The 22619-nt window shown below is 72.6% G+C and carries 19 protein-coding genes; 3 read left to right on the top strand and 16 right to left on the bottom strand.

Translation table 11 applies throughout. The features are described from left to right. A complete protein-coding gene (locus tag ASD10_RS08410) occupies positions 1-204 on the bottom strand; it encodes a hypothetical protein (RefSeq protein WP_056607281.1) in 204 nt (67 codons plus the stop codon). A gap of 188 nt (positions 205-392) precedes the next feature. Beyond that, the gene (locus ASD10_RS08405) at positions 393-2324 is read right to left on the bottom strand and encodes a TIGR03960 family B12-binding radical SAM protein (RefSeq protein ID WP_056607279.1); all 1932 of its coding nucleotides are present in this window, start codon (positions 2322-2324) and stop codon (positions 393-395) included. A gap of 70 nt (positions 2325-2394) precedes the next feature. Here ASD10_RS08405 and ASD10_RS08400 point away from each other — a divergent pair, with 70 nt between their 5' ends. Next, positions 2395-3021: a hypothetical protein gene (locus ASD10_RS08400; protein ID WP_157432505.1), complete on the top strand. Its 627-nt coding sequence runs from the start codon at positions 2395-2397 to the stop codon at positions 3019-3021. Between the two features lie 16 nt (positions 3022-3037). On the opposite strand, the gene treZ is transcribed toward ASD10_RS08400, so the two are convergent. The 8 genes from treZ to ASD10_RS08360 all read right to left on the bottom strand — a co-directional run bounded on the left by treZ (position 3038) and on the right by ASD10_RS08360 (position 15447). Then, entirely contained in the window at positions 3038-4678 is a 1641-nt protein-coding gene (gene treZ / locus ASD10_RS08395) for a malto-oligosyltrehalose trehalohydrolase (RefSeq protein ID WP_082556101.1), read from the bottom strand. Positions 4679-4688: 10 nt separating this feature from the next. Next, complete coding sequence (locus tag ASD10_RS08390; RefSeq protein WP_056607276.1) at positions 4689-6287, bottom strand: hypothetical protein; 1599 nt, start codon at positions 6285-6287, stop codon at positions 4689-4691. Between the two features lie 21 nt (positions 6288-6308). After that, positions 6309-8576 (bottom strand): malto-oligosyltrehalose synthase, encoded by a 2268-nt coding sequence (gene treY / locus ASD10_RS08385; RefSeq protein WP_056607275.1) that lies wholly within the window; start codon positions 8574-8576, stop codon positions 6309-6311. Then, the gene (gene glgX / locus ASD10_RS08380) at positions 8573-10726 is read right to left on the bottom strand and encodes a glycogen debranching protein GlgX (protein WP_082556100.1); all 2154 of its coding nucleotides are present in this window, start codon (positions 10724-10726) and stop codon (positions 8573-8575) included. The genes treY and glgX overlap by 4 nt, the downstream gene beginning before the upstream one ends. Positions 10727-10778: 52 nt before the next feature. Further along, positions 10779-12755 (bottom strand): 4-alpha-glucanotransferase, encoded by a 1977-nt coding sequence (gene malQ / locus ASD10_RS08375; RefSeq protein WP_056607271.1) that lies wholly within the window; start codon positions 12753-12755, stop codon positions 10779-10781. Between the two features lie 88 nt (positions 12756-12843). Then, positions 12844-13623, bottom strand: a complete 780-nt coding sequence (locus tag ASD10_RS08370) for an enoyl-CoA hydratase/isomerase family protein (RefSeq protein ID WP_056607270.1) — start codon at positions 13621-13623, stop codon at positions 12844-12846. Continuing rightward, positions 13616-14926: an MFS transporter gene (locus tag ASD10_RS08365; RefSeq protein WP_056607268.1), complete on the bottom strand. Its 1311-nt coding sequence runs from the start codon at positions 14924-14926 to the stop codon at positions 13616-13618. The genes ASD10_RS08370 and ASD10_RS08365 overlap by 8 nt, the downstream gene beginning before the upstream one ends. After that, the gene (locus tag ASD10_RS08360) at positions 14923-15447 is read right to left on the bottom strand and encodes a winged helix-turn-helix domain-containing protein (protein ID WP_056607267.1); all 525 of its coding nucleotides are present in this window, start codon (positions 15445-15447) and stop codon (positions 14923-14925) included. Before ASD10_RS08360 ends, ASD10_RS08365 begins: the two co-directional genes overlap by 4 nt. A 152-nt stretch (positions 15448-15599) precedes the next feature. Between ASD10_RS08360 and ASD10_RS08355 the strand changes: the two genes are divergently transcribed. Continuing rightward, on the top strand, positions 15600-16808 hold the full coding sequence (locus ASD10_RS08355; protein ID WP_056607265.1) for a S1C family serine protease: 1209 nt from the start codon (positions 15600-15602) through the stop codon (positions 16806-16808). A gap of 60 nt (positions 16809-16868) precedes the next feature. After that, positions 16869-17729: an NUDIX hydrolase gene (locus ASD10_RS19170; RefSeq protein WP_056607264.1), complete on the top strand. Its 861-nt coding sequence runs from the start codon at positions 16869-16871 to the stop codon at positions 17727-17729. Positions 17730-17750: 21 nt separating this feature from the next. Here ASD10_RS19170 and ASD10_RS08345 read toward each other — a convergent pair whose 3' ends face one another. From ASD10_RS08345 to meaB, 6 genes are all read right to left on the bottom strand, one after another. Beyond that, the gene (locus tag ASD10_RS08345) at positions 17751-18725 is read right to left on the bottom strand and encodes a hypothetical protein (protein WP_056607262.1); all 975 of its coding nucleotides are present in this window, start codon (positions 18723-18725) and stop codon (positions 17751-17753) included. After that, positions 18722-19753: a hypothetical protein gene (locus tag ASD10_RS08340; protein ID WP_157432504.1), complete on the bottom strand. Its 1032-nt coding sequence runs from the start codon at positions 19751-19753 to the stop codon at positions 18722-18724. Before ASD10_RS08340 ends, ASD10_RS08345 begins: the two co-directional genes overlap by 4 nt. 135 nt (positions 19754-19888) lie before the next feature. After that, the gene (locus ASD10_RS08335) at positions 19889-20806 is read right to left on the bottom strand and encodes a tetratricopeptide repeat protein (protein ID WP_056607258.1); all 918 of its coding nucleotides are present in this window, start codon (positions 20804-20806) and stop codon (positions 19889-19891) included. 40 nt (positions 20807-20846) lie between these two features. Further along, positions 20847-21419, bottom strand: a complete 573-nt coding sequence (locus ASD10_RS08330; protein WP_157432503.1) for a PH domain-containing protein — start codon at positions 21417-21419, stop codon at positions 20847-20849. A gap of 7 nt (positions 21420-21426) precedes the next feature. Beyond that, positions 21427-21585 (bottom strand): hypothetical protein, encoded by a 159-nt coding sequence (locus ASD10_RS19165; RefSeq protein WP_200938183.1) that lies wholly within the window; start codon positions 21583-21585, stop codon positions 21427-21429. A 53-nt stretch (positions 21586-21638) separates the two neighbouring features. Next, positions 21639-22601 carry a methylmalonyl Co-A mutase-associated GTPase MeaB gene (meaB, locus tag ASD10_RS08325; RefSeq protein ID WP_056607256.1) on the bottom strand — a complete coding sequence of 321 codons (963 nt, stop codon included), beginning with the start codon at positions 22599-22601 and terminating at the stop codon, positions 21639-21641. Between the last annotated feature and the right edge of the window lie 18 nt (positions 22602-22619).

The raw sequence follows: 22619 nt of genomic DNA, 5'->3' as shown, positions 1-22619 counted from the left end.
TCAGCCGGCGACGGGGCGCGGGGCGCCGCCGGTCGTCGGCCGCGCGCGGCGGCTCTCGCGGGCCAGGTGCGCGATCAGGGCGAGGCGCTCTCCCCCGTGCTGCTCGATCGCGCGCTCGGCGGCGACCCGTCGGCGCTCGAGCGCCCTCGTGAGCTCGCGCTCCTGCTGCTGGACCTGGGCCTGGGCGGTGAATTCGGTGAACATGATGTCTCCTCTCGACATCACCCACACTCGTCGCTGAGGCACGCCCACCACATCGGGCGAATGCCCTGATCCGGGCGCCGTCGGGCTACCTCAGACGTCGTGCCGCTACCTCAGACACAGCCGCCCCGATCGCGCAGTTTCCCAGGTGAACCCGGGAAACCGCGGCCGCGGTCGACCCGGTCGCGCAGTCAGACCACCGTGAGTGGCAGGAGGTTCTTGCCCGTGGGACCGATCTGGATCTCGAGGTCCATCTGCGGGCACACGCCGCAGTCGAAGCACGGCGTCCAGCGGCAGTCCTCGACCTCGAGGGCACCCGACGGGTCGATCGCGTCCTGCCAGTCCTCCCACAGCCAGTCGCGGTCGAGGCCCGCGTCGAGGTGGTCCCACGGCAGCACCTCGGCGTACTCGCGCTCACGGACCGTGTACCAGTCGAGGTCGACGGGCTCGTCGGCCAGCGCCTCCTCGGCCTTGGCCGCCCAGCGGTCGTACGAGAAGTGCTCGCTCCAGCCGTCGAAGCGCCCGCCGTCGCGCCACACGGCCTCGATGATCCGGCCGACCCGGCGGTCGCCGCGCGACAGCAGTCCCTCGACGATGCCGGGCTTGCCGTCGTGGTACCGGAAGCCGATCGCCTTGCCGTACCGCTTGTCGGCCCGGACGAAGTCGCGCAGCTTCTGCAGGCGGGCGTCGGTCGTCTCGTGGTCGAGCTGCGACGCCCACTGGAACGGCGTGTGCGGCTTGGGCACGAAGCCGCCGATCGAGACGGTGCAGCGGATGTCGTGGCGACCGGACACCTCGCGGCCGGTCTGGATGACGCGCTTGGCGAGCTCGCCGATCTGCATGACGTCCTCGTCGGTCTCGGTGGGCAGACCGCACATGAAGTAGAGCTTGACCTGCCGCCAGCCGTGCGAGTACGCCGCCGCGACGGTCTGGATCAGGTCGTCCTCGGAGACCATCTTGTTGATGACCTTGCGCAGGCGGTCGCTGCCGCCCTCGGGCGCGAACGTCAGGCCCGAGCGGCGGCCGTTGCGGCTGAACTCGTTGGCCAGCGTGATGTTGAAGGCGTCGACGCGGGTCGACGGCAGCGACAGCGACGTGTTGGTGCCCTCGTACCGGTCGCCGAGCTGCTTGGCGACCTCGCCGATCTCGGTGTGGTCGGCGCTGCTCAGCGACAGCAGGCCGACCTCCTCGAAGCCCGTCTTGTCGAGCCCGTTCTGCACCATCTGGCCGATGCCCTCGATCGAGCGCTCGCGCACGGGCCGCGTGATCATGCCGGCCTGGCAGAAGCGGCAGCCGCGCGTGCACCCGCGGAAGATCTCGACGCTGAAGCGCTCGTGGACCGTCTCGGCCAGCGGCACCAGGGGGTTCTTGGGGTACGGCCAGGAGTCGAGGTCCATCAGCGTGTGCTTCGCGATGCGCCACGGGACGCCGGGACGATTGGGCACGACGCGCTGGATGCGCCCGTCGGGCAGGTAGGCGACGTCGTAGAACTTGGGGACGTAGACGCCGCCCGACTTCGCCAGGCGCATCAGCACCTCGTCGCGGCCGCCCGGGCGTCCCTCGTCCTTCCACTCGCGCACGACGGCGCTGATCGCCAGGACGATCTCCTCGCCGTCGCCCAGCACCGCGGCGTCGATGAAGTCGGCGATCGGCTCGGGGTTGAACGCCGAGTGCCCGCCCGCGATCACGATCGGGTCGTCGTCACCGCGGTCGACCGCGTGCAACGGCATGCCGGCGAGGTCGATCGCGGTCAGGAAGTTGGTGTAGCCGAGCTCGGTCGAGAACGAGATGCCCATCAGGTCGAAGGCCCTGACCGGACGGTGGGCGTCGACCGTGAACTGCGGGATGTCGTTCTCGCGCATGACCTTCTCCATGTCGGAGAAGACCGCGTAGGTGCGCTCGGCGAGGATCCAGTCGCGCTCGTTGAGCACCTCGTACAGGATCTGGACGCCCTGGTTGGGCAGGCCCACCTCGTAGGCGTCGGGATACATCAGCGCCCAGCGCACCTCGGCGTCGTCCCATGGCTTGCTCGTGGCGTTCAGCTCGCCCCCGACGTACTGGATCGGCTTGCCGACCGACGGCAGGAGGGGCTCCAGGCGGGGGAACAGCGACTCGACGGACATGACTCAAGGGTAGGCGCTCGACGCACCGCGACCGAAACCGTCCCGTCGACGCCTCGCTAGGGTGGGCGCCGTGAGACGACGCCAGCGCACGCCCCAGCCGTTCACGGTCCGCTACGTGCCGGTCGCGACCGACGGGTCGCTCGACCAGACGCTGACCATCACGAACAACACCGAGGTGTCGGTGCAGCCGACCCTGCGGTTCACGCCCCGCAGCATGTACGGCATGGAGCTGCCGCACGTCACGACGCTCGGCGTCAACGGCTCGCACCTCGGCCGCGCGCTCCTGCCCGCCGGCGGCACGCTGCGCGAGGTGCTGCGCTTCGACGGCCAGGGCTCGCGCCAGGTCAGGGGCGTCGACGTCGAGCTCGTGAGCGTCGAGGAGACCGACCACCCCGCGCTCGAGAACGACACCCGCACCGTCATGATCGACCTCGACCAGAAGGCGACCGACGACCCGACGGACTTCTGGGGCATCGGCCTGGTCAACCCCAACGACTTCGGGGTCACGATGCGCGTGTCGCTGCTGCAGCTCGAGGAGCGCGACCGCGACAACCCGCGGCAGGTCGTCGACGTCGTGACGCTGCAGCAGGACGTCGACATGGCGTCGCAGTCCAACCACGTCGTGTGGCTGCCCGAGGACGTGCGCGGCCAGTTCCACGAGGTCGTGCACTGCCTCGTGCCGCCGACGTTCGCGTAGCCGGACGGGCCGGACGTCAGTCGGTCGACGTCACGTCGATCGCGCCCTCGGCGAAGTCGACCCGCACCTGGAAGCGCCCGCGGTGCATCACGATCCACGAGTCGTCGTCGGCGACCTCGACCCGGAAGTCGGTCAGCGACGGATCGGACAGCTCGGGGATCTCGCGCCGCAGCGCGATCAGCGAGCGGTGCAGCTCGAGGATGTCGGCGTGGTCCTCGTCGGCGAGCTCGGACCAGTCGAGCCGCGACCGCTCGAACGTCGCGACGTCCATGGGGTCGGGCACCTCGGACTCGCCCCACCCGTGGCGGCCGAACTCCTTGCGGCGCCCGGTGCGGACGGCGTCGGCGAGGTCGGGGTCGGGGAACGAGGCGAAGAACTGCCACGGCGTCGACGCGGCCCACTCCTCGCCCATGAAGAGCATCGGCGTGTAGGGGCCGAGCAGGACGATCGCCGCGCCGCACGCGAGGAGCCCCGGCGAGACGGTCGCCGAGATGCGGTCGCCCGTCGCGCGATTGCCGATCTGGTCGTGGTTCTGGACGTAGGCCAGGAACGCCGTGCCGGGCAGGGCCGCGGTGTCGACGGGCCGGCCGTGCGAGCGTCCGCGGAACGACGACCACGTGCCGTCGTGGAAGAACGCGCCCCGCAGGGTCTTGGCGAGCGCGCCCCCGGCCGCGAAGTCGGCGTAGTAGCCGTCGGTCTCGCCCGTGAGCCGGACGTGGAGCGCGTGGTGCAGGTCGTCGGACCACTGCGCGTCCATGCCGAGGCCGTTGCGGTCGCGCGGGGTGACGGTGCGCGGGTCGTTCAGGTCGGACTCGGCGATCAGGGTCAGCGGACGTCCGAGCGTCTCGGCGAGCCTCTCGGTCTCGGCCGAGAGCTCCTCGAGGATCGGCAGGGCCCGGGAGTCGGCGAGCGCGTGGACGGCGTCGAGGCGCAGCCCGTCGACGTGGAAGTGCTCGAACCACGCCCTGGCGTTGTCGAGCACGTAGCGGCGGACCTCGTCCGATCCCGCGGCGTCGAGGTTGAGGCCCGGCCCCCAGTCGTTCTCGCCGGCGAAGTACGGCCCGAACCGGTCGAGGTAGGCGCCCGACGGGCCGAGGTGGTTGTAGACGACGTCGAGCACGACGCCCAGGCCGCGGGCGTGGCAGGCGTCGACGAAGCGCTTGAAGCCGTCGGGTCCGCCGTACGGCTCGTGCACGGCGCCCCACAGCACGCCGTCGTAGCCCCACCCGTGGGGACCGTCGAACGAGTTGACCGGCAGCACCTCGACGAGGTCGATGCCCAGGTCGACGAGGTGGTCGAGCCGCTCGATCGCGGCGTCGAACGTGCCGCCGGGAGTGAACGTCCCGATGTGCAGCTCGTAGATCACCGACCGGGCGAGCGCGCGTCCGGCCCAGTCGCCGTCGGACCACTCGAACCGCGCGTGGTCGTACGTCCGGGACGCGGCGTGGACCCCGTCCGGCTGCCAGGTGGAGCGCGGGTCGGGCAGCGGCGTCTCGTCGTCGCCGAGCAGGAATGCGTAGTCGGTGCCGTGCGGGCCGTCGACGTCCGACCACCACCAGCCGGCGCCGCCCCGCCTCCAGGGCTCCATGTCGTGGACCGTGTCGCCGACCTTCAGACGCACTCGATCGAGGTCAGGACACCACACCGTGAACGTCATGGCCCCGAGCCTAGGGGAGACCTCGGTACGTCACCTTCCGGGCGACCCAGTCGCCGCCGCGAGGGCTCAGCGTGCCCGTCCAGTCCTCGTCGCCGATCGTCACCCGGACCTCCCCGTCGAGGATGTCGACGTACGGCGTGCACGCGAGGCCGTCGAGGTCGAGCCCCGACGCTCCGGGCAGGGGGCGGGCCGCCGGCCAGCTCGTGGCGTCGAGGTCGGCGACCTGGTGGCCGGGGCGGCAGTCCGTGCCGCCCGTGACGTCGGCGACGACGCGGACCACCGTCGTGGCGGACACCGCGACGACGACGTCCCGCGGAGCCGCGGGCAGGTCGATGCGACGCATGCCGTCGTCGGGCGTCCACCGGTACGAGGCGTCGGCGCCCGTGAAGACCGTGGCGTGGTCGGGGCCGGTCGTGACCCCGTCGTGCGGACGTCGCAGCGTCGCGGTCGACCACGTGCGCCCGTCGGCCGACGCGAGGGCGATGCCGGCGACCGGCTCGGTCGTACCGAGGACGAACGGTCTCGCGTCGTCGAAGCAGTCGATCAGGTCGGTCGTGACGGCGTCGTCGCGCTCGACGTCCTGGAACCGGCAGCTCGTGCCCGGGGGCGCCGTGGCGACCTGCACCGGCGTGGACCACTCCGTCGCCCCCTTCGCGCGGAACTGCGCCATGATCCGCTGCGTGTCGGGCGAGCCGATCGACACGTCGCTGCCGTCCGACCGGCTCACGACCTCGTTGGCGAGCGAGCTCCTGCCGCCGGTGTCGGGGTAGGCCTTCAACGGTGCCTCGGGCTCGTCCGCGACCCAGCGTCCGTCCTCGCGCCGAAAGTCGATCGGATCGGGCAGCTCCTCGAGCAGCACCGACACCTTCTCGTCGGTGACGTCCACACCCGACACCGAGCACGGCAGCAGGGCGGGGTGGTCGCCGCTGACGGCCCGCTCGACGTACGTCGAGGTGCCCTTCGCGGCCGTCAGCAGACGGAAGCGGCACAGCGTGCGGTGCTGCTGCGGCGCGACGGCGACGAGCGTCCCGTCGGGCAGCGTCGCGGTGGTCGCGTCCTTCGGCAGGCCGACCGCCTTCTCGGTGCTGAACTCGCCGTCGTCCCACACCAGCAGGTCGCGACCGCCGAGGGAGAACGTGGCGTACGTCCCGTCGCGGTTCAGCTCGGTGCTGCTGAGGACGCCGTCGGGCGTGCGGTGCCCCGTCGCGCAGACGCGGTCGCGGCACACGACCTGCGCGGAGTGGTTCGGGGCGTAGTCGTCGTCGAGCGTCCGCTGGGTCCAGAAGTCGGGGCCGATGACGACGGTGTCACCGGCTGCCTCGACCTCGATGTCGTGCGTGAACTGCTGCGGCTCGGTGTAGACCGTCCGCGGGTCGGACCAGCCGTCGGAGCCCTTCGCCTGCCACTGCACCACGACGTCGTGGCCGTCGGGCGAGCCCACCGCGACGCGCCCGCCGCCGGGCAGCTTCGTCACGGCCGCCGGCTGGACACCGCCGGCCTGCAACGGACCGGTGTCGGCCGACGGCGCCCCGCACGCCGCCAGCACGACGGCGAGGACGAGGACGGACGCGACCGGGCCGACCAGCGCCCTGTCCCGCCCGTCACCCATCCGGCCACGGTAGGCGACGGATCAGCCCCGCACGAGCAGCGCGACCGGGTAGCGGTCGAGCAGCGACGCCAGGCGGGCGGACGAGCCGTCGACCGTCTCACCGGTCAGGGCGTCGGTCCACTCGCCGGCCGGCAGGTCGAGCGTCGTGTCGCGCCACCCCCCGGCCTCCCCGAGCCCGACGGGCAGGCGGGTCGCGACGACCACCAGGTCGTCGCCTCGCCCGTACGCGACCGCGTGATCGGCTGCCGGTCCCTCGGCCCGCATCGGCCGGTAGCCCCGGAACAGCTCGGGGCGGTCGCGACGCAGCGTCAGCACGCGGTGCACCAGCAGCAGCTTGGCGGCGCCCGTCTCGTCGACCGCCGGCACCTCGCCGTCGTCGAGGCGCGCGAGGACCGTGCGACGCAGCGCGTAGTCGACGGGTCGACGGTTGTCGGGGTCGACGAGCGAGAAGTCCCACAGCTCGGTGCCCTGGTAGACGTCGGGCACGCCGGGGGCGGTCAGCTGCAGCATCTTCTGGCTCAGCGCGTTGGTCCAGCCGGGCCCGGTGATGCGCTCGACGAAGGCGTCCACGTCGTCGCCGACCGCGGCACGCACGGCGGCGGGCCAGTCGCGGATGCGCTGCTCGAACTCCTCGTCGGGCTCGGTCCACGTCGTGCGGATCTTGGACTCGCGCGCGGCCTTGAGCAGGTAGTCGACCAGGCGCTCGTCGCTGATCGGGGCGGCGCCGACGAGCGTCTGCCACGCCAGCAGCTCGAGCGAGGGCTCGCCCAGCCCGCACCGCGCCGACCACGTGCGGACGAGGCCGGCGAACTCGTCGGCGACCTCCGACAGCACCGCCATGCGGGCGCGCACGTCCTCGGACCGCTTGGTGTCGTGCGTCGTCAACGTCGTCATCGCCGCGGGCGATCCCCCGTCGCGTGCAGCGGCGAGGCGGTGCAGCTCGTCGACGTCGATGCCGAAGCGGTCGGGTGAGCCACCGACCTCGTTGAGCGCCGCGAAGCGCGTGTAGCGGTAGAACGTCGTGTCCTCGGTGCCCTTGGCCACGACCATGCCGGACGTCTGCTGGATGCGGGTCGCCAGCTCGCCGTCGGGCTCGCCCGTGACCTGGCGGTCGAGCGCGTCGAGCGCGTCGGCGAGGTCGGGACGACGCTCGCGCGCCGTCGCGACCGAGCTGCGCCAGTGGTCGGCCTCGTCGGGCAGGTACGACCGGTAGACGTCGAACGCGATCATGGTCTCGGCGACCGCGGCGCGGGCGTCGGCCTCTTCTGCATCGACCAGCGCCGCGATGCGGCGCACCTCGGCCACCAGGATCTCGTCGGTCACGAGCCGGCGCGCGTCCTGCTCGACCGCGGCGTAGTCGGTGTCCTGGCCCAGCTCGGCGGCCAGCGACGTCAGCGGCGCCTCGCCGGCCGGGTCGACCAGCACGCCGAAGATCTCGCCCAGCGCGTCGTAGCCCGTCGTGCCGTCGACGGGCCAGCTCTCGGGCAGGTCCTCCCCCGGGTGCAGGATCTTCTCGACGACGATCCACGCCCCGGGCGCGGCGTCGCGCAGCCAGCGCATGTAGCCGGTGGGGTCGGCCAGGCCGTCAGGGTGGTCGACGCGCAGACCCGTCACGTCACCGTCCGCGACCCAGCGCAGGACGGCCGAGTGCACCATCTCGAAGACGTCGCGCTGCTCGACGCGCACGGCGGCCAGCGTCGTGATGTCGAAGAAGCGTCGGTAGTTCAGCTCGGTGTTGCCACGCCGCCAGTCGACCAGCTCGTAGGGCTGGCGGTCGTGGATCTCCTGCGGCGTGCCGTCGGTGTCGCCCGTGATCGGGAAGCGGTGGTCGAAGTACACGAGCTCGTCGTCCTCGACCGTCAGCTCGTCGACGTCGTCGGCCGAGCCGAGCACCGGCACGAGGATGCGGTCGCGGCTCCAGTCGACGTCGAACCAGTGCGCAAACTGCGACGCCCGCCCCTTGGTCAGCAGGTCCCACCAGAACGGGTTGGCGGCGGGCACCTCGACCGACATGTGGTTCGGCACGATGTCGACGACGAGCCCCAGGCCCGCGGCCCGCACCGCGTCGGCCAGCGCGAGCCGCCCCTCCTCGCCACCGAGGGCGGGACGCGCCACCCGCGGGTCGGTCACGTCGTAGCCGTGCGTCGATCCCGGCGTGGCGTCGAGCACGGGCGACACGTACACGGCCCCCACCCCCAGCGCGTCGAGGTAGTCGACGACGTCACGGGCGTCGCCGAAGCCGAACTCCGGCCGCAGCTGCAGCCGGTACGTCGACGACGGCGTGGTCACGACGCGACCCTCTGCAGCACCACCAGCGACCGGGCCGGCAGGGTCAGCGTGCCGCCGGCCGGGACGACGTCGCCCATCGGCGTGGTGTGCACGGTGCCGGCGCAGCTGTCGACGACCAGGCCCCAGCCCGGGCCGTACTCCTCGCCGGGCACGGTCCACTCGATGTCCTCGAAGTGGGCGTTGAACGCCATCAGGAACGAGTCGTCGACGACCCGCTCACCGCGACGGTCGCGGTCGGCGATCGCCTCGCCGTTGAGGAACATCACGATCGACTTGCCGAAGCCGTCGTCCCAGTTCTGCTCCTGCATCTCCTCGCCCGCGGGCGTGAACCAGCCGATGTCGCCGAGGTTCTCCGCGCTGCGCTCGCCCTTGCGGATCGGCCGGCCCTCGAAGAAGCGACGGCGACGGAACACGGGGTGCTGCTGGCGGAACGCCGCCAGCGCGCTCGTGAACTGCGTCATCTCGTGGTCGTCGGCCGCGCGCGACCAGTCGATCCACGCGACCTCGTTGTCCTGGCAGTAGGCGTTGTTGTTGCCGCCCTGGCTGCGCCCGAGCTCGTCGCCGTGCAGGATCATCGGGACGCCCTGCGACAGCAACAACGTCGCCATCAGGTTGCGACGCTGGCAGTCGCGGAGCGCGACGACCTCGGCGTCGTCGGTCGGCCCCTCGACGCCGCAGTTCCACGAGCGGTTGTCGTCGGCGCCGTCGTTGCCGTCCTCGCCGTTCTCGTCGTTGTGCTTCTCGTTGTACGCGACCAGGTCGGCCAGCGTGAAGCCGTCGTGCGCCGTGATGAAGTTGACCGACGCGTACGGGCGGCGGCCGTTGTCCTGGTACAGGTCGGACGAGCCGGTGATGCGCGAGGCGAACTCGCCCAACGTCGAGGGCTCGCCGCGCCAGAAGTCGCGGACGACGTCGCGGTACTCGCCGTTCCACTCCGTCCACTGCGGGGGGAACCCGCCGACCTGGTAGCCGCCGGGGCCGACGTCCCACGGCTCGGCGATGAGCTTGACCTGGCTGACCACCGGGTCCTGCTGGACGAGCTCGAAGAACGTCGCGAGCTTGTCGACGTCGTAGAACTCGCGCGCCAGCGTCGCCGCGAGGTCGAAGCGGAAGCCGTCGACGTGCATCTCGGTGACCCAGTAGCGCAGCGAGTCCATGATGAGCTGCAGCGCGTGCGGGTTGCCGACGTTGAGCGAGTTGCCGGTGCCCGTGTAGTCCATGTAGAACTGCTGGTCGTCCTCGACCAGGCGGTAGTACGACTGGTTGTCGATGCCCTTCATCGACAGCGTGGGCCCGAGGTGGTTGCCCTCGGCGGTGTGGTTGTAGACGACGTCGAGGATGACCTCGATGCCCGCCTCGTGCATCGCGCGCACCATGCCCTTGAACTCCTCGACCTGCGCGCCCGGGCGCGACGTGTACGCGTCGTGCGGGGCGAAGAAGCCGATCGTGTTGTAGCCCCAGTAGTTCGTGAGGCCCTTCTCGACCAGGTAGTGGTCGGTCACGAACTGGTGGACGGGCAGCAGCTCGAGGGCCGTCACGCCGAGACCCTGCAGGTGCTCGACGACCGACGGGTGGGCCAGGCCGGCGTACGTGCCGCGCAGCTCCTCGGGCACGTCGGGGTGCGTCATGGTCAGGCCCTTGACGTGCGCCTCGTAGACGACCGACTCGTTGTACGGCGTGCGGGGCAGGCGGTCGTTGGCCCAGTCGAAGAACGGGTTGGTGACCAGCGAGTACGGCACGTGGCCGGCGGAGTCGAGGTCGTTGCGCTCGTCGGGGTCGTCGAACGAGTAGCCGAACAGCGAGTCGTCCCAGTCGACGCCGTGCGAGAACGCCTTGGCGTAGGGATCGATCAGCAGCTTGTTCGGGTTGCAGCGCAGGCCCTGCGCGGGCTCGTACGGGCCGTGGACGCGGTAGCCGTAGCGCTGGCCGGGGCCGATGCTCGGCAGGTAGCCGTGGTGGACGAAGCCGTCGACCTCCTCGAGGTGCACGCGGGTCTCGGTGCCGTCCTCGTCGAAGAGGCACAGCTCGACCTTGTCGGCGATCTCGGAGAACAGGGCGAAGTTGGTGCCGACGCCGTCGTACGTGGCACCCAACGGGTAGGCGCTGCCGGGCCAGGGGTGCAAGGGGTCTCCAGTGGTTGTGATGGACATCTGTCACCGATTACCCCCATTCGGCAGGGGCAACCCGTGGGGAGCTGTGAGGTCAGTCGCCCGCCGGCGGACGCTCGGCGCGCAGCGGCGCGACGACCGTTGCGACGTGCTCGTCGTCGAAGAACTGCTCGAGCGTCACGGGCAGCGGGATCCGCCAGTTGGGGTACGCGTCGACCGTTCCGGGGAGGTTGGGCTGGCGGCGCTCGCCGACGACGTCGGTGGGAGCGCTCAGCACGAGACGCGACGCGGCGCGGGCGATGACGGCGTGCAGCGCGACGACCGGGTCGGTGACGTCGATGCCCTCGTCGCGCACGAGGGCCATCAGCGCCTCGCGGTCGGTGGCCGCCTCGGCGAGCGCGTCGTCGACCGGACCGTCGAGCAGGTCGAGGGACGCGCGCAGGCGCACGTGCTCGGCGTCGAGCCATCCCGTCGCGGTCGGCAGGTCGTGCGTCGTGACGCTCGCCATCGTCGCGGGCTCCCAGTCGACGGGACGCCGGAACGGCTGGCCGTCGGCGTCCCAGTCGCGCTCGAACCACAGCACGGCCGAGCTCAGCATGCCGCGCTCGTGCATCGTCTCGGTCACGACGTCCTCGACCGTCCCGAGGTCCTCGCCGACGATGATGGCCCCGGCGCGGTGCGCCTCGAGCGCGACGACCGCGAGCATCGCGTCGGCGTCGTAGTGCACGTAGGTGCCACGGTGCGCGGGCTCTCCCGGCGGGATCCACCACAGGCGCCACAGGCCCGCGATGTGGTCGATCCGGATGCCGTCGGCGTGGCGCAGGACGCTGCGCACGACCTCGCGGAACGGCTGGTAGCCGGCTGCGGCGAGCTCGGCGGGACGGAACGGCGGCAGGCCCCAGTCCTGGCCCAGCTCGTTGAAGGCGTCGGCGGGGCAGCCCACCCGCACCGACGGTGCGAAGACCTCGCGCTGCGACCACGTGTCGGGACCGCCCGCGCTGACCCCGACGGGCAGGTCGTGGACGATGCCGACGCCCATGCCGCCCTCGCGCGCCGCCGCCCGCGCCGCGTCGAGCTGTTCGCGGCACCGGTGCTGCAGCCACACGTGGAAGGCGATCCGGTCGGCCAGCTCGACCCGCAGCTGCGTCACGGCCGGACCCGCGGGATCGTGCAGCGTCGTGGGCCAGTCGCGCCAGTCGCCGCCGTGCTGCTCGGCCAGCGCGCAGAAGGTCGCGAAGTCGCGCAGGGCGTCATCGGGCTCGACGGACCGTTCGGCCTCGGGCCGATGGGGCCACAGCAGCTCGAGCGCCGCGAGCTTGGCGTCCCACACGGCGTCGTGCTCGATCTCGTCGGTGTCGCGGCGCGGCGCGAGAGAAAGGACGGCCGCCTGCAGGGCGGCGTCGGCGGACCGGTACGCGGCGGTGTCGGTGACCCGCAGGTAGAGCGGGTTGGCGAAGCGGCGGCTGGCCGGTGAGTACGGCGAGCGCTGGATCGGGTGCGTCGGCGAGACGGCCTGGACGGGGTTGACGAGCACGACCCCGGCCCCCTGCTCGGTGCCGGCGCGACGGGCGAACTCCGCGAGGTCGCCGAAGTCGCCCATGCCCCACGAGTCGGCCGACCGCAGCGCGTACAGCTGCAGCATCCAGCCCCACGTGGGGCGGATGTCGTCCATGCGGGCCGGCGCCACGATCACGGTCGACGTCCGATCGTCCGCGACGGCGGTGTGCCAGCCGAGCGGCAGGTCGGACGGCAGGGGCTCCCCCGCCCCGACCTCGCGGCTCGTGCCGTCCTCGAGGTCGAGGCGCACCGCGACGTCCAGCGACGTCGGGCGTCCCTCGACGACCACGACGGTCGGCGGCAGCGACGTCGTGCGGTCACGCTCTCTCGCCGCGGCGAGCGACGCCTCGACGGCCTCGTCGGAGGTGGCGTCGACGTCGAGCATGCCGAGCACCGCGACGACGAGGGACGGGTCGACCTGCACCGGCGTGCGGTCGGACCCCTCGTACTCGGTCGCGACGCCGTGGGCGCGGGCCAGCTCGGCGAGGTTCGGAGGACACGTCGTCTGCGGCACGCGACCAGCATCGCGGACGGACCCCGACGGTGCCAATCCACGCGGTGTGACCTTCGCGCCCGCACCGCCCGCGCGGCGCCGCCGACGGTCAGCGCCCGGTGAAGGTCGCCTTGCCGGGTCCGTTCTCGACGAACGACGTCATGCCAGCGACGCGGTCGTCGGTCGCGAACAGCCCCGAGAACTCGACGCGCTCGATCTCGAGCCCGGTCTGCAGGTCGACCTCGAGACCGCGGTCGACGGCGTTCTTGGCGGCGCGCAGCGCGAGCCGCGGCCCGCCGACGAACTGCGACGCCCACTCGACGGCCTTGCCGTAGACGGCGTCGGCGGGGTGCACCTGGTCGACCAGGCCGATCGCGAGCGCCTCGGCGGCGTCGACGAAGCGTCCCGTGAAGATCAGGTCCTTGGCCTTGGCCGGGCCGACGAGCCGCGCGAGGCGCTGCGTGCCGCCGGCCCCGGGGATGATGCCCAGCAGGATCTCGGGCTGTCCGAGCGTGGCGTCGTCGGCCGCGAAGCGGACGTCGGTCGACAGCGCCAGCTCGCACCCGCCGCCGAGGGCGAAGCCCGTGATCGCGGTGACGGTCGGCTTGCTGATCGCCGCGACGTCGCGCGTGAAGGCCTGCAGCAGGTGGGCGTGCCTGACCATCTCGGCGTGCGACATCGTGCCCATCTCCTTGACGTCCGCCCCGGCCGCGAACACGCGCTCGCCGCCGAACAGGACGACCGCGGCGACGTCGTCGCGCTCGTCGGCCTCGCGGGCCACCTCGCTGAGCTCGCGCTGCAGCTGCGCGTTCAGGGCGTTCATCTTCGGGCGGTCGAGGCGGATCGTGCCCACCCCGTCGCTGACCTCGAGCCGGACGAATTCAGTCATGTCGTGCCTCCACACCGTCTCTGGCGACCGACGTGCCGCCGTCGCGACCGAGCATAGGAGGTGCGGCACCTGCCGGGCGTCCGCCCCCGCGCGTCGGCGTGACGAGGAACAGCGGGGCGGCCGCGCCCAGCACCAGCCCGCCGACCACGATCGCGGCACCCGGCGAGGCGCTGGTGGCCACGGCACCGAGGACGACCGCGCCGACCGCCGCACCGGGGTGCATCGCCATCGACGCCAGCGACAGCACCGTGGCGCGGTTCTCGGGTCGCGCCTGCTGGTGCAGCAACGTCTCGTAGACGGCCCCGGCGGCCGAGTGCACGGCGTACGTCGCGAGCAGACCCGCCACGAGCCCGACGGGTCCGGCGGCCACCCCCATCGCGACGACCGTGAGGGCCTGCACGACCTTGAGCGCGACCGACACCGCCACGAGGCTCCACCGGCGCAGCAGCCAGGGCACGGCGGCGGCTCCGACGGCCGAGACCGCCCAGGCCCCCGCGGAGGCGGGCCCCATGACGGTCGCCGCGAGGTCGCCGTCCCCCAGCATCTCCTCCAGCCGGACCGGTGTCATCGACTCGAACGCGACCAGGCCGAAGCCCCACAGCACCTCGACCGCCACGAGGGCGCGCAGGACGCGTGAGCGCAGCAGCAGACGCGCGCCGTCGGCGATCGCCCGCGGGGTGGCCCGCACCGAGCGGACGACGCCTCCCACGCGGGCCGAGCGGTCCTCGTCCATGAGCACCCAGGCCGCCACGACCTGCACGACCGCGAGCGCGCAGGCGACCCGGTGGGGCACCGCCAGCGCCTCGGCCCGGCCGAACGGCGCCCAGGCGACGAGGCCCGCCGACAGCAGCGCACCCACCGCGATCGACAGGCCCACGACCGCCGCGTAGCCCGCCAGGCCCCGCGCCACCTCGGCGCTGCGAGCCGGCTCGGGCACCTGCTCGCCGACCGCGTCGACGAACCACGCGTTCAGCGGGCCGCTGTCGAGCGCGCGGAACACGCCGGTGAGGGCCACCGCCGCCGCGAACACCACCGGCGTCTGCGCGACGGAGTACAGGCCGTACGCCACGGAGGCCACGACCGCCGACGCGATCCAGACCGGACGTCGTCCGAGCGTGTCGGCGAAGCCGCCGGTGGGCAGCTCGAGGAGCAGCACGACGACGCCCTGCACCGCCAGGACGCCGCCGAGCTCGGCAACCGACAGACCCCTCTCGAGCGGCAGCAGCGCCATCACGGGCACGATCAACCCGGTCGGCAGCCAGCGGACCGCCGCGAGCAGCCAGAACCGCGACCGGACGCTCACGACGTCTGCGGCAGCGTGATGACGTGCAGGGCGACGTGCTCGGAGCCCTGCCGGTGCGAGTAGCGCTCGACCAGCGCGTGCAGCTCGTCGCCGAGCGCCTCGAGGTCGGCGGGGTCGAGGCGCAGGTCGTAGTCGCTGTGCCCGAGGCCCGGACGGTGATCGGTCCACGCCTCGAGGCCGTTGCGCAGGTGCTCCTCCTGGCGGCGGCGGACGACGTCGACGAACTCGCGTCCCCCGTCGAGCTCGGCGAGGCCGGTCGGGAACGACGTCGCGTCGTGCAGCGCCCTCCACCGGCGCTCGCGACCCGACGGCTGCTCGTCGTCGTCGCCGACGAAGCCGAAGCGCTCGAGCTGGCGGAGGTGGTACGACGTCGAGCCGCTGGACTCCCCCAGCGCGCGGCCGAGCTCGGACGCCGTCGCGGGCCCGTCGGCGCGGAGACGGCCGAGCAGCGAGAGCCGCAGGGGGTGCGAGACGGCCTTGAGGGTCTCGAGGTCGTCGACGACCTTCCGGGTGAGTGCCATGCGCCCACGATAGAACCGCAAAGAGTTCTTTGCAAACAGTTCTTTGCAGCCCCCGCGTGGTCTGCCCGGCGCTCATCGCACGCCCACCCTCCTCACAGGCGGCACCCAGCCTCGCGATCTTGACTGGCAGCACCGACCACCAGGGAGATCCCATGAACGACCAGCCCACCGCCCTCGCACGGCCCGCCGCCCGTCCCCGTCCGCGCCACCGGATCGCCGTCCTGGCCACCACGGCCGTCGCGGCCGCCGGCATGACGGCGTTCGGCATCACCGCCGGCCAGGCCGACTCGACCGGCACGTCGGTCGCGACCCAGCAGCGCACCCTCACCGCACCCCCGTCGGGGTACGGCTACGGCGGATTCGGCGGCCCGGCGACCCTCCCGGACGGCCGCAGCGGTCTCGGCGGTCCCGGCGGTGACGGGAGCACGTCGGGCTCGACGCAGCAGACCACCACGACGGACGCCTCCGAGACGCAGGAGAAGGGGCTGGTCTACATCGACACGACGCTCGACTACGGGTCCGGCCAGGCCGCCGGCACCGGCATGGTCCTGACGTCCGACGGCGAGATCCTGACCAACCACCACGTCGTGGAGGGCGCGACGTCGATCTCCGTGGAGGTCGTCTCGACCGGCACGACGTACGACGCCGAGGTCGTCGGCTACGACGCGACGCACGACGTCGCGGTGCTGCAGCTCGCCGACGCGCAGGGCCTCGCCACGGTCACGACCGACACCGCCGAGACCGTGGCGGTCGGCGACTCCGTCACGGCGGTGGGCAACGCCAACGGCGACGGCGGTGCCGCCAGTGCCGCGGCCGGCACGGTCCTCGGCGTGGACCAGTCGATCACGGTCTCGAGCGAGACCGGCGGCGACGCGAGCCGGCTGACGGGGCTCATCGAGATCGACGCCGACATCATCGCGGGCGACTCCGGCGGCGCGCTCTACGACGACGACGGCGAGGTCGTCGGCATGAGCACCGCGGCGTCCAGCGGCTCGGCCGACATCACGGGATACGCCGTGCCGATCGCCCAGGCGCTGGAGATCGCCGACCAGATCGAGGCGGGGACGTCGAGCGACACCGTGCAGATCGGCAACCACGGGTACCTCGGGATCTCGCTGTCGGCGGAGGTGACGGGCGCGCTCGTCGCCGGGGTGCAGGACGAATCCCCCGCCGCGGACGCCGGCATCGTCGCGGGCAGCACGATCACGTCGCTCGGCGGCCGGGCCGTGACGTCGTCCGACGCCCTCGCGTCCGCGGTGGGCGAGCTCGCCGTCGGCGACCGCGTGACGGTCGCGTGGACCGATCCGTCCGGTCGGGCCCACACCGAGACCGTGACGCTCGGCGAGGGCCCGATCGGCTGAGCGACCACGGGTCGGACGCACGGGCGAGCCGTGCCGGGCCGGGGCCGATAGCCTGACGGCATGCCCGTGAGCCTGCGTGACGACGACCTGGCCCTCGAGCCCACCTCGGGATCCGACGAGTTCACGGGATTCGCGATCGTGCTCGGCGGCGAGCGGCTCGGCACCGTGGCCCTGCGCCGCGAGGGCCCGGGCACCGCGTCGATCCGCTGGAACTCCCGCATCGAGAAGCCGTTCGTGGTCGCCCGGGCGCTCCGGCTGGCCGTGGCCCACGCCTTCGACGCGCTCGACGTCGGCCGGGTCGAGGTGCGCCTGTCGACCGACGACACGCGTGACGTGCGGGCCGCCTCGATCGCCGGGCTGCGGCGCGAGGGCATCGTGCGACGCCCCGGCGACGGCGCCGACGACGTGCTGATGGCCCGCCTGGTCGACGACCCGCCCGCCGACACCCGCGAGGGGTTCATCGCGATCCTCAACGCCGGGCTGCCGACGAAGCGGATCATCAGCCAGGGCCTGGTGCGCGACGAACGCGGCCGCGTGCTGCTGTGCGAGCTGACCTACAAGCAGGAGTGGGACCTGCCCGGCGGCGTCATCGAGGTCGGCGAGGCGCCGTCCGTCGGGCTGGTGCGCGAGCTCGAGGAGGAGCTGGGCACCACGGTCGAGGTGCGCGACCTGCTGACCGTCAACTGGCTGCCGGCGTGGCGCGGCTGGGACGACGCGTGCATCTTCCTGTTCGACCTCGGCATCGTCGACAGCACGATCACTGACGGCATGACGCTGCAGCCCACCGAGATCAAGGCGGTCCACTGGTGCGACCCCGCCGACGTCCGCGATCGCGCCACCGATGCCGCGATCGAGCTGCTCGAGGCCGTCGACGCCGGCTCGCTGCCGGTCTACCGCGAGGCGCCCAAGCAGCCCGAGTGACGTGACCCGTCGGGGCGACCGTCAGCCGGTGGCGCCGCCGCCGCCCTGACCGCCCTCGCCGCCGACGACGCCGCCGTACTGGCCCAGGGCCCGCGGCTCGCCGGCTCCGCCCGGCAGGTACAGCAGCACCTGGTGCAGGTAGCTGAGGGTGCCCGAGCCCGAGATGCCCTCCGACAGGAACGCGCGCTGCGGCGAGCCCTCGGGCCACGTGACCGTCAGCCCGTCGGCGACGGTGTAGGTGTCCTTGCGCAGCAGCGTCACGAACGCCAGGGCTCCCCCGTCGCCGGTGCGCAGGGCGTACTGGACGTCCTGCGCCTCCCACGTCTGGCTGAAGGTCACGTTCTCGAGATCGGCATTCGTCGCGGCGGTCGTGCGCATCTGCTTGATGAACGAGTCGTCCGCGATCGTGGCCGACTGCTCGGCTCCCGGGTCGGCCAGCACGGCCGCGTAGGCGTCGGCCGCCTCCTGGGGCGACATCGCCATGCCGACGCCGTCATCGGCCCCGACGGTGCGGGCGGCCCCGTCGGCGCGGCGGATCGCGGGCAGCTCGGTGCCGGAGAGCGTCTCGGGGCTCGCGGTCAGCAGCCACGGGTCGACCGACGACGCCCGCTCGAACACCTGCACGCGGTTGACCCCCAGCTGCCGGTCGCGCACCACGGCGCTGAACCACAGCGGGTACTTCGTGAAGCGCGGCACCTCGACGTCGGTGACCTCGACGTCCGCCGTGTCGCCCTCCTGCGTCGTGGACGAGCCCTGCGACACCGCGAACGAGCCGGAGTCGATCGCCAGCACGGCGCCCGTCTCGACGGTCGACAGCGGCTTCGGGTCGAGCAGCGCGACAGCCGAGCTGCGCACCTCGCGGTAGCGGTCGATCACCGTGGTCACGGTGTCCGTGCTGGCCGCGGTCTTGCGCGGGGTCAGGTCGTCGCGCTCGTGCGGGACGGCGCAGGCCGTCAGCGCCAGCGAGCACGCGAGTGCCACGATCGTCCGCCTCACGGCCTGCCCCCTCCGTCGTCCGTCTCGTCGTCGACGACCTCGAACTCGGCGAGCTCGTCCTCGCCGACCTCGTGCTCGACGCCGTCCTCGTCGACGAAGACGTAGACGACGCGCTCGGGCTCGGGATGGGGGTCCGGTGCGGGCCGCGGGCGGTCGCGGCCGGCGGCGATGTCGGCGGCCGTCAGCACGCCCGGAACGACGACCTGCGGCACGGTCGGCACGGGCTCCGGCTCCGGCTCCGGCTCCGGCTCGGTGTCGGCGCCGGGCGCCGGCCGCGGCGGGTCGTCGTCCGCACCGATCTCGTCGACGACCTCGAGGTCGGCGGCCTCCTCGGCGGAGATCTCGTGCTCGACCCCGTCGTCGTCGACGTACACGTAGACGACCTCCTCCTCGAGGTCGTCGCCGAGGTCGTCCCCGTCCGGCTCGTCGCGCCGTCGCGAGCGGATCGCGAGGACGCCGACCCAGAGCACCGCCAGCCCCAGCAGCGACGTCGACGCGCCCTTGAGGAAGCCGTTGTTGACGCCGTACGCCAGCGTCACCTCGAGGCCCGCCAGGTTCGACGAGCCGACCGACAGGATCGCCAGCGAGACCGACTCGTCCGGCAGCCGGGCGCTCAGCGTCGCACCGCCCAGCCGGGGCTCCGACGTCGCGATCCACCAGTCGAGCGCCGTCGGCGCACCCGGCAGGGCGGGCGCACCGTCGACGGCGCGGGTCGTGATCGTCCACGGCCGGTCGAACGACGTCACCTCGAGCCGCCGGGTCTCGGCCAGGTAGCTCCGCACGTCGACGGTGTTGCCGAGGCCGATGAACACGGGCTTGCGTGCCGGCAGCTCGGCCCGGACGTCGATCTTGACGTCGGCCCAGCGGATGACCTCGGGCGCCGTCACGACCGCGATGTCGTCGGTCTCGATCGCGTGCGGGCCGGTCGAGAGCCGGCTGTCGGGCCCCAGGACGACCATGACCGCCGCGCCGGCCGCCGCGAGCAGCACGCCGAGCACCGACAGCGCCCAGCCCCACCACGTCCGCATCGACACTCTTCCTGTGCGGGCCACCGCCGGTGGTGACGCCGCCCCGACCATACCCTCAGAAGCCCTGCGATCCCGTGCGACGACACCACGACGGCGGACGAAAAGAATCCGGGCGCGTCCGCCCGGGACGCGGGCTCAGAACAGGGCGGTGGCGAGGGCCCGCCGCGCGGTCATGACGGACGGATCGGCGATGCCGACGACCGTGAACAGCTCGAGCAGCCGCTCGCGGACGCGCTCGCGATCGTCGCCCGACGTCGCGCGCACCAGGCCGATGAGCCGGTCGAAGGCGTCGTCGACGTGGCCACCGCTGATGTCGAGGTCGGCGACCAGCATCTGGGCGTCGATGTCGTCGGGACGGTCGGCGGCCGCAGCCCTCGCCGCCTGCAGGTCGGCGCCGTGGGTGCGCGACAGCCACTTGACCCGCGCGAGGCGCTCGGCGACCTCGACGTCGGCCGGGTACTGCACCCGCAGCTTCTCGTACTCGGCGACGGCGGTGTCGAAGTCGCTGGCCATGAAGGCCTCCTCGGCCCCCGCGAAGCGGGGGTCCTCGGGCTCCTCCTGCTCGCCGGCGTCGGGTGCCGCGCCGGTCGGCTGCGCGCGGCCCGTCAGCCCGTTCTCGGCGGCGATGCGCACCAGCTCGTCGAAGTAGCGGCGCATCTCGGCCTCGTCGACGGTGCCCTGGAACAGCGGCACGGGCTGGCCCTTGACGAGCCCGGCGACGTACGGCACGCCCTGCGCCTGCAGCGCCTGGGCGATCTGCGGGCTCGCGTCGACGTCGACCCGCGCCAGCATGATCTGCCCGCCGTAGGAGTCGACGACCGAGCCGATCAGGTCGTTGAACGCCCCGCTCTGCGGCGAGCGCGACGACCACAGGCCCAGCACCACGACGTACGACATCGAGGCCTCGAGGGCGACCGACTGGAACGTCGTCTCGTCGATGTCGACGGCGTAGGAGCTGCCGGAGGCGTCACCGGACCCCTGGGCGGCGGCCGGACGCGCGGCGGGCTGCTTCAGTGCGGACAGATCGATGGCACCGGGGCGCGAGAAGTTCATGACCCCATACTAGGAACCCGCCGCACGGGCGCGCGCCCGGTCAGTACTGCTGGTCGATGATGCGCTGCTGGTCGTGCGGACGACGGCCACGCAGGCCGGCGTCCTGCACGACCTTCTGGATCGCGTGGTCGATGACGTCGACGTCGGCGATGTAGCGGATGTGCCGCACGCCCTGCTCCTGCGCCGCCGACTCGAAGGTCATGTGCCCGTACGTGAACGGCCACCGCCCGAGGAGCGGACGCTCGACCGTCACGTCGAGGATGCGGTTGATCGGCACCGTCGCCCGCTTGGTCGAGAAGATGCCCGTCACGCGGAACACGCGCATGTCGGTCAGCACGAAGATGTCGCGGCGGTCGCGCAGCCACAGGTAGACCGCGTGCCCGGCGAGCCCGGCCGCGAGCAGCAGAGGCAGCCAGCCGATGCTGACCGGGCCGATGACCGCCAGGACGACCAGCAGCAGCGCGCCCGCGAGCTCGGCCAGCGCCCGCGCGTAGACGATCGGGTGGTGCGCGTACTCGCCGACCTTGTGCTCGGTGGGGTTCTGGAGCAGGTTGCCGTCGATGTCGTGATCGGGCAGCAGCTCCAGGACCCAGTCGAGCAGCGCCCGGATCATGGCAGGACTACTCGACGAGCTCGTTGAAGAAGATGCCGAACTGCCGGAAGGCGTCCATGATCGCGCCGAAGGCGTCGCTCACGGCGTCGGCGGCACTGGCCGGGGTGTTCAACAGGTAGTAGATGATGAACCCGACGACGAGCAGCGCGATGACCTTTTTCAGCACCGTCCCATCGTGACCGACGGCGCGTCCGATCCCCGACAGGCGCGCCGAGGCCGTCAGAGGTGCTCGACCAGCGTGGCGGCGGCCGCGAACGGGTCCGACTCGCCGTCCAGCACCTGCTGCGCCAGCGTGTCGAGACGGGCGTCGCCCGACAGGTGCGCGAACCGCGAGCTGACCTCGAGCAGCGCCAGCGCCTCGATCTCGCGCCGCGTGCGGGCCAGGCGGCGGCGCACGAGCTCGCCCGACGCGTCGAGGTGACGGTGGTGGTCGGCGACGGCCTGCACGACCTCGTCGACGCCGTCGCCGGTCGTCGCGGTCGTCAGGAGCACGGGCGGCCGCCACGCGTCGTCGCCCCGGTCGGCCATGCCGATCACCGATCGCAGCTCGCGCCGGGTCGACTGGGCGCCCTCGCGATCGGCCTTGTTGACGACGAAGACGTCGCCGATCTCGAGGATGCCGGCCTTCGCGGCCTGGATGCCGTCGCCCATGCCGGGCGCCAGCAGCACGAGCGTCGTGTCGGCCAGGCCCGCGATCTCGACCTCGGACTGGCCCACGCCGACCGTCTCGACCAGGACGACGTCGCACCCCGCGGCGTCGAGCACCCGCAGCGCCTGCGGGGCCGTGGCCGACAGGCCGCCGAGGTGGCCCCGGCTGGCCATCGACCGGATGTAGACGCCGTCGTCGAGCGCGTGGTCCTGCATCCGCACCCGGTCGCCCAGCAGCGCGCCACCCGAGAACGGGGACGTCGGGTCGACCGCCAGCACGCCCACCCGCCTGCCCGCGGCCCGCAGCGCGGTGACGAGCGCAGAGGTCGACGTCGACTTGCCGACGCCCGGCGAGCCCGTGATGCCGACGACGTGGGCGTGACCCACGAGCGGGGTCAGCGCGGCGCTGACCTCGCCCAGCGACGGCGACCGGTCCTCGACCAGCGAGATCAGCCGCGCCACGGCCCGTGGCTGACCGTCACGTGCCTGCTGCACGAGGTCGGCCACGGACGTGGCGCGGCTGATGGGGCTCATCGAGGGTCCGGTCGCCGA

The sequence above is a fragment of the Aeromicrobium sp. Root472D3 genome, assembly GCF_001426485.1.
Taxonomy (GTDB): Bacteria; Actinomycetota; Actinomycetes; order Propionibacteriales; family Nocardioidaceae; genus Aeromicrobium.
The sequence above is the reverse complement of the archived record's forward strand: the minus strand, read 5'-3'. Positions and strand labels throughout refer to the sequence as shown.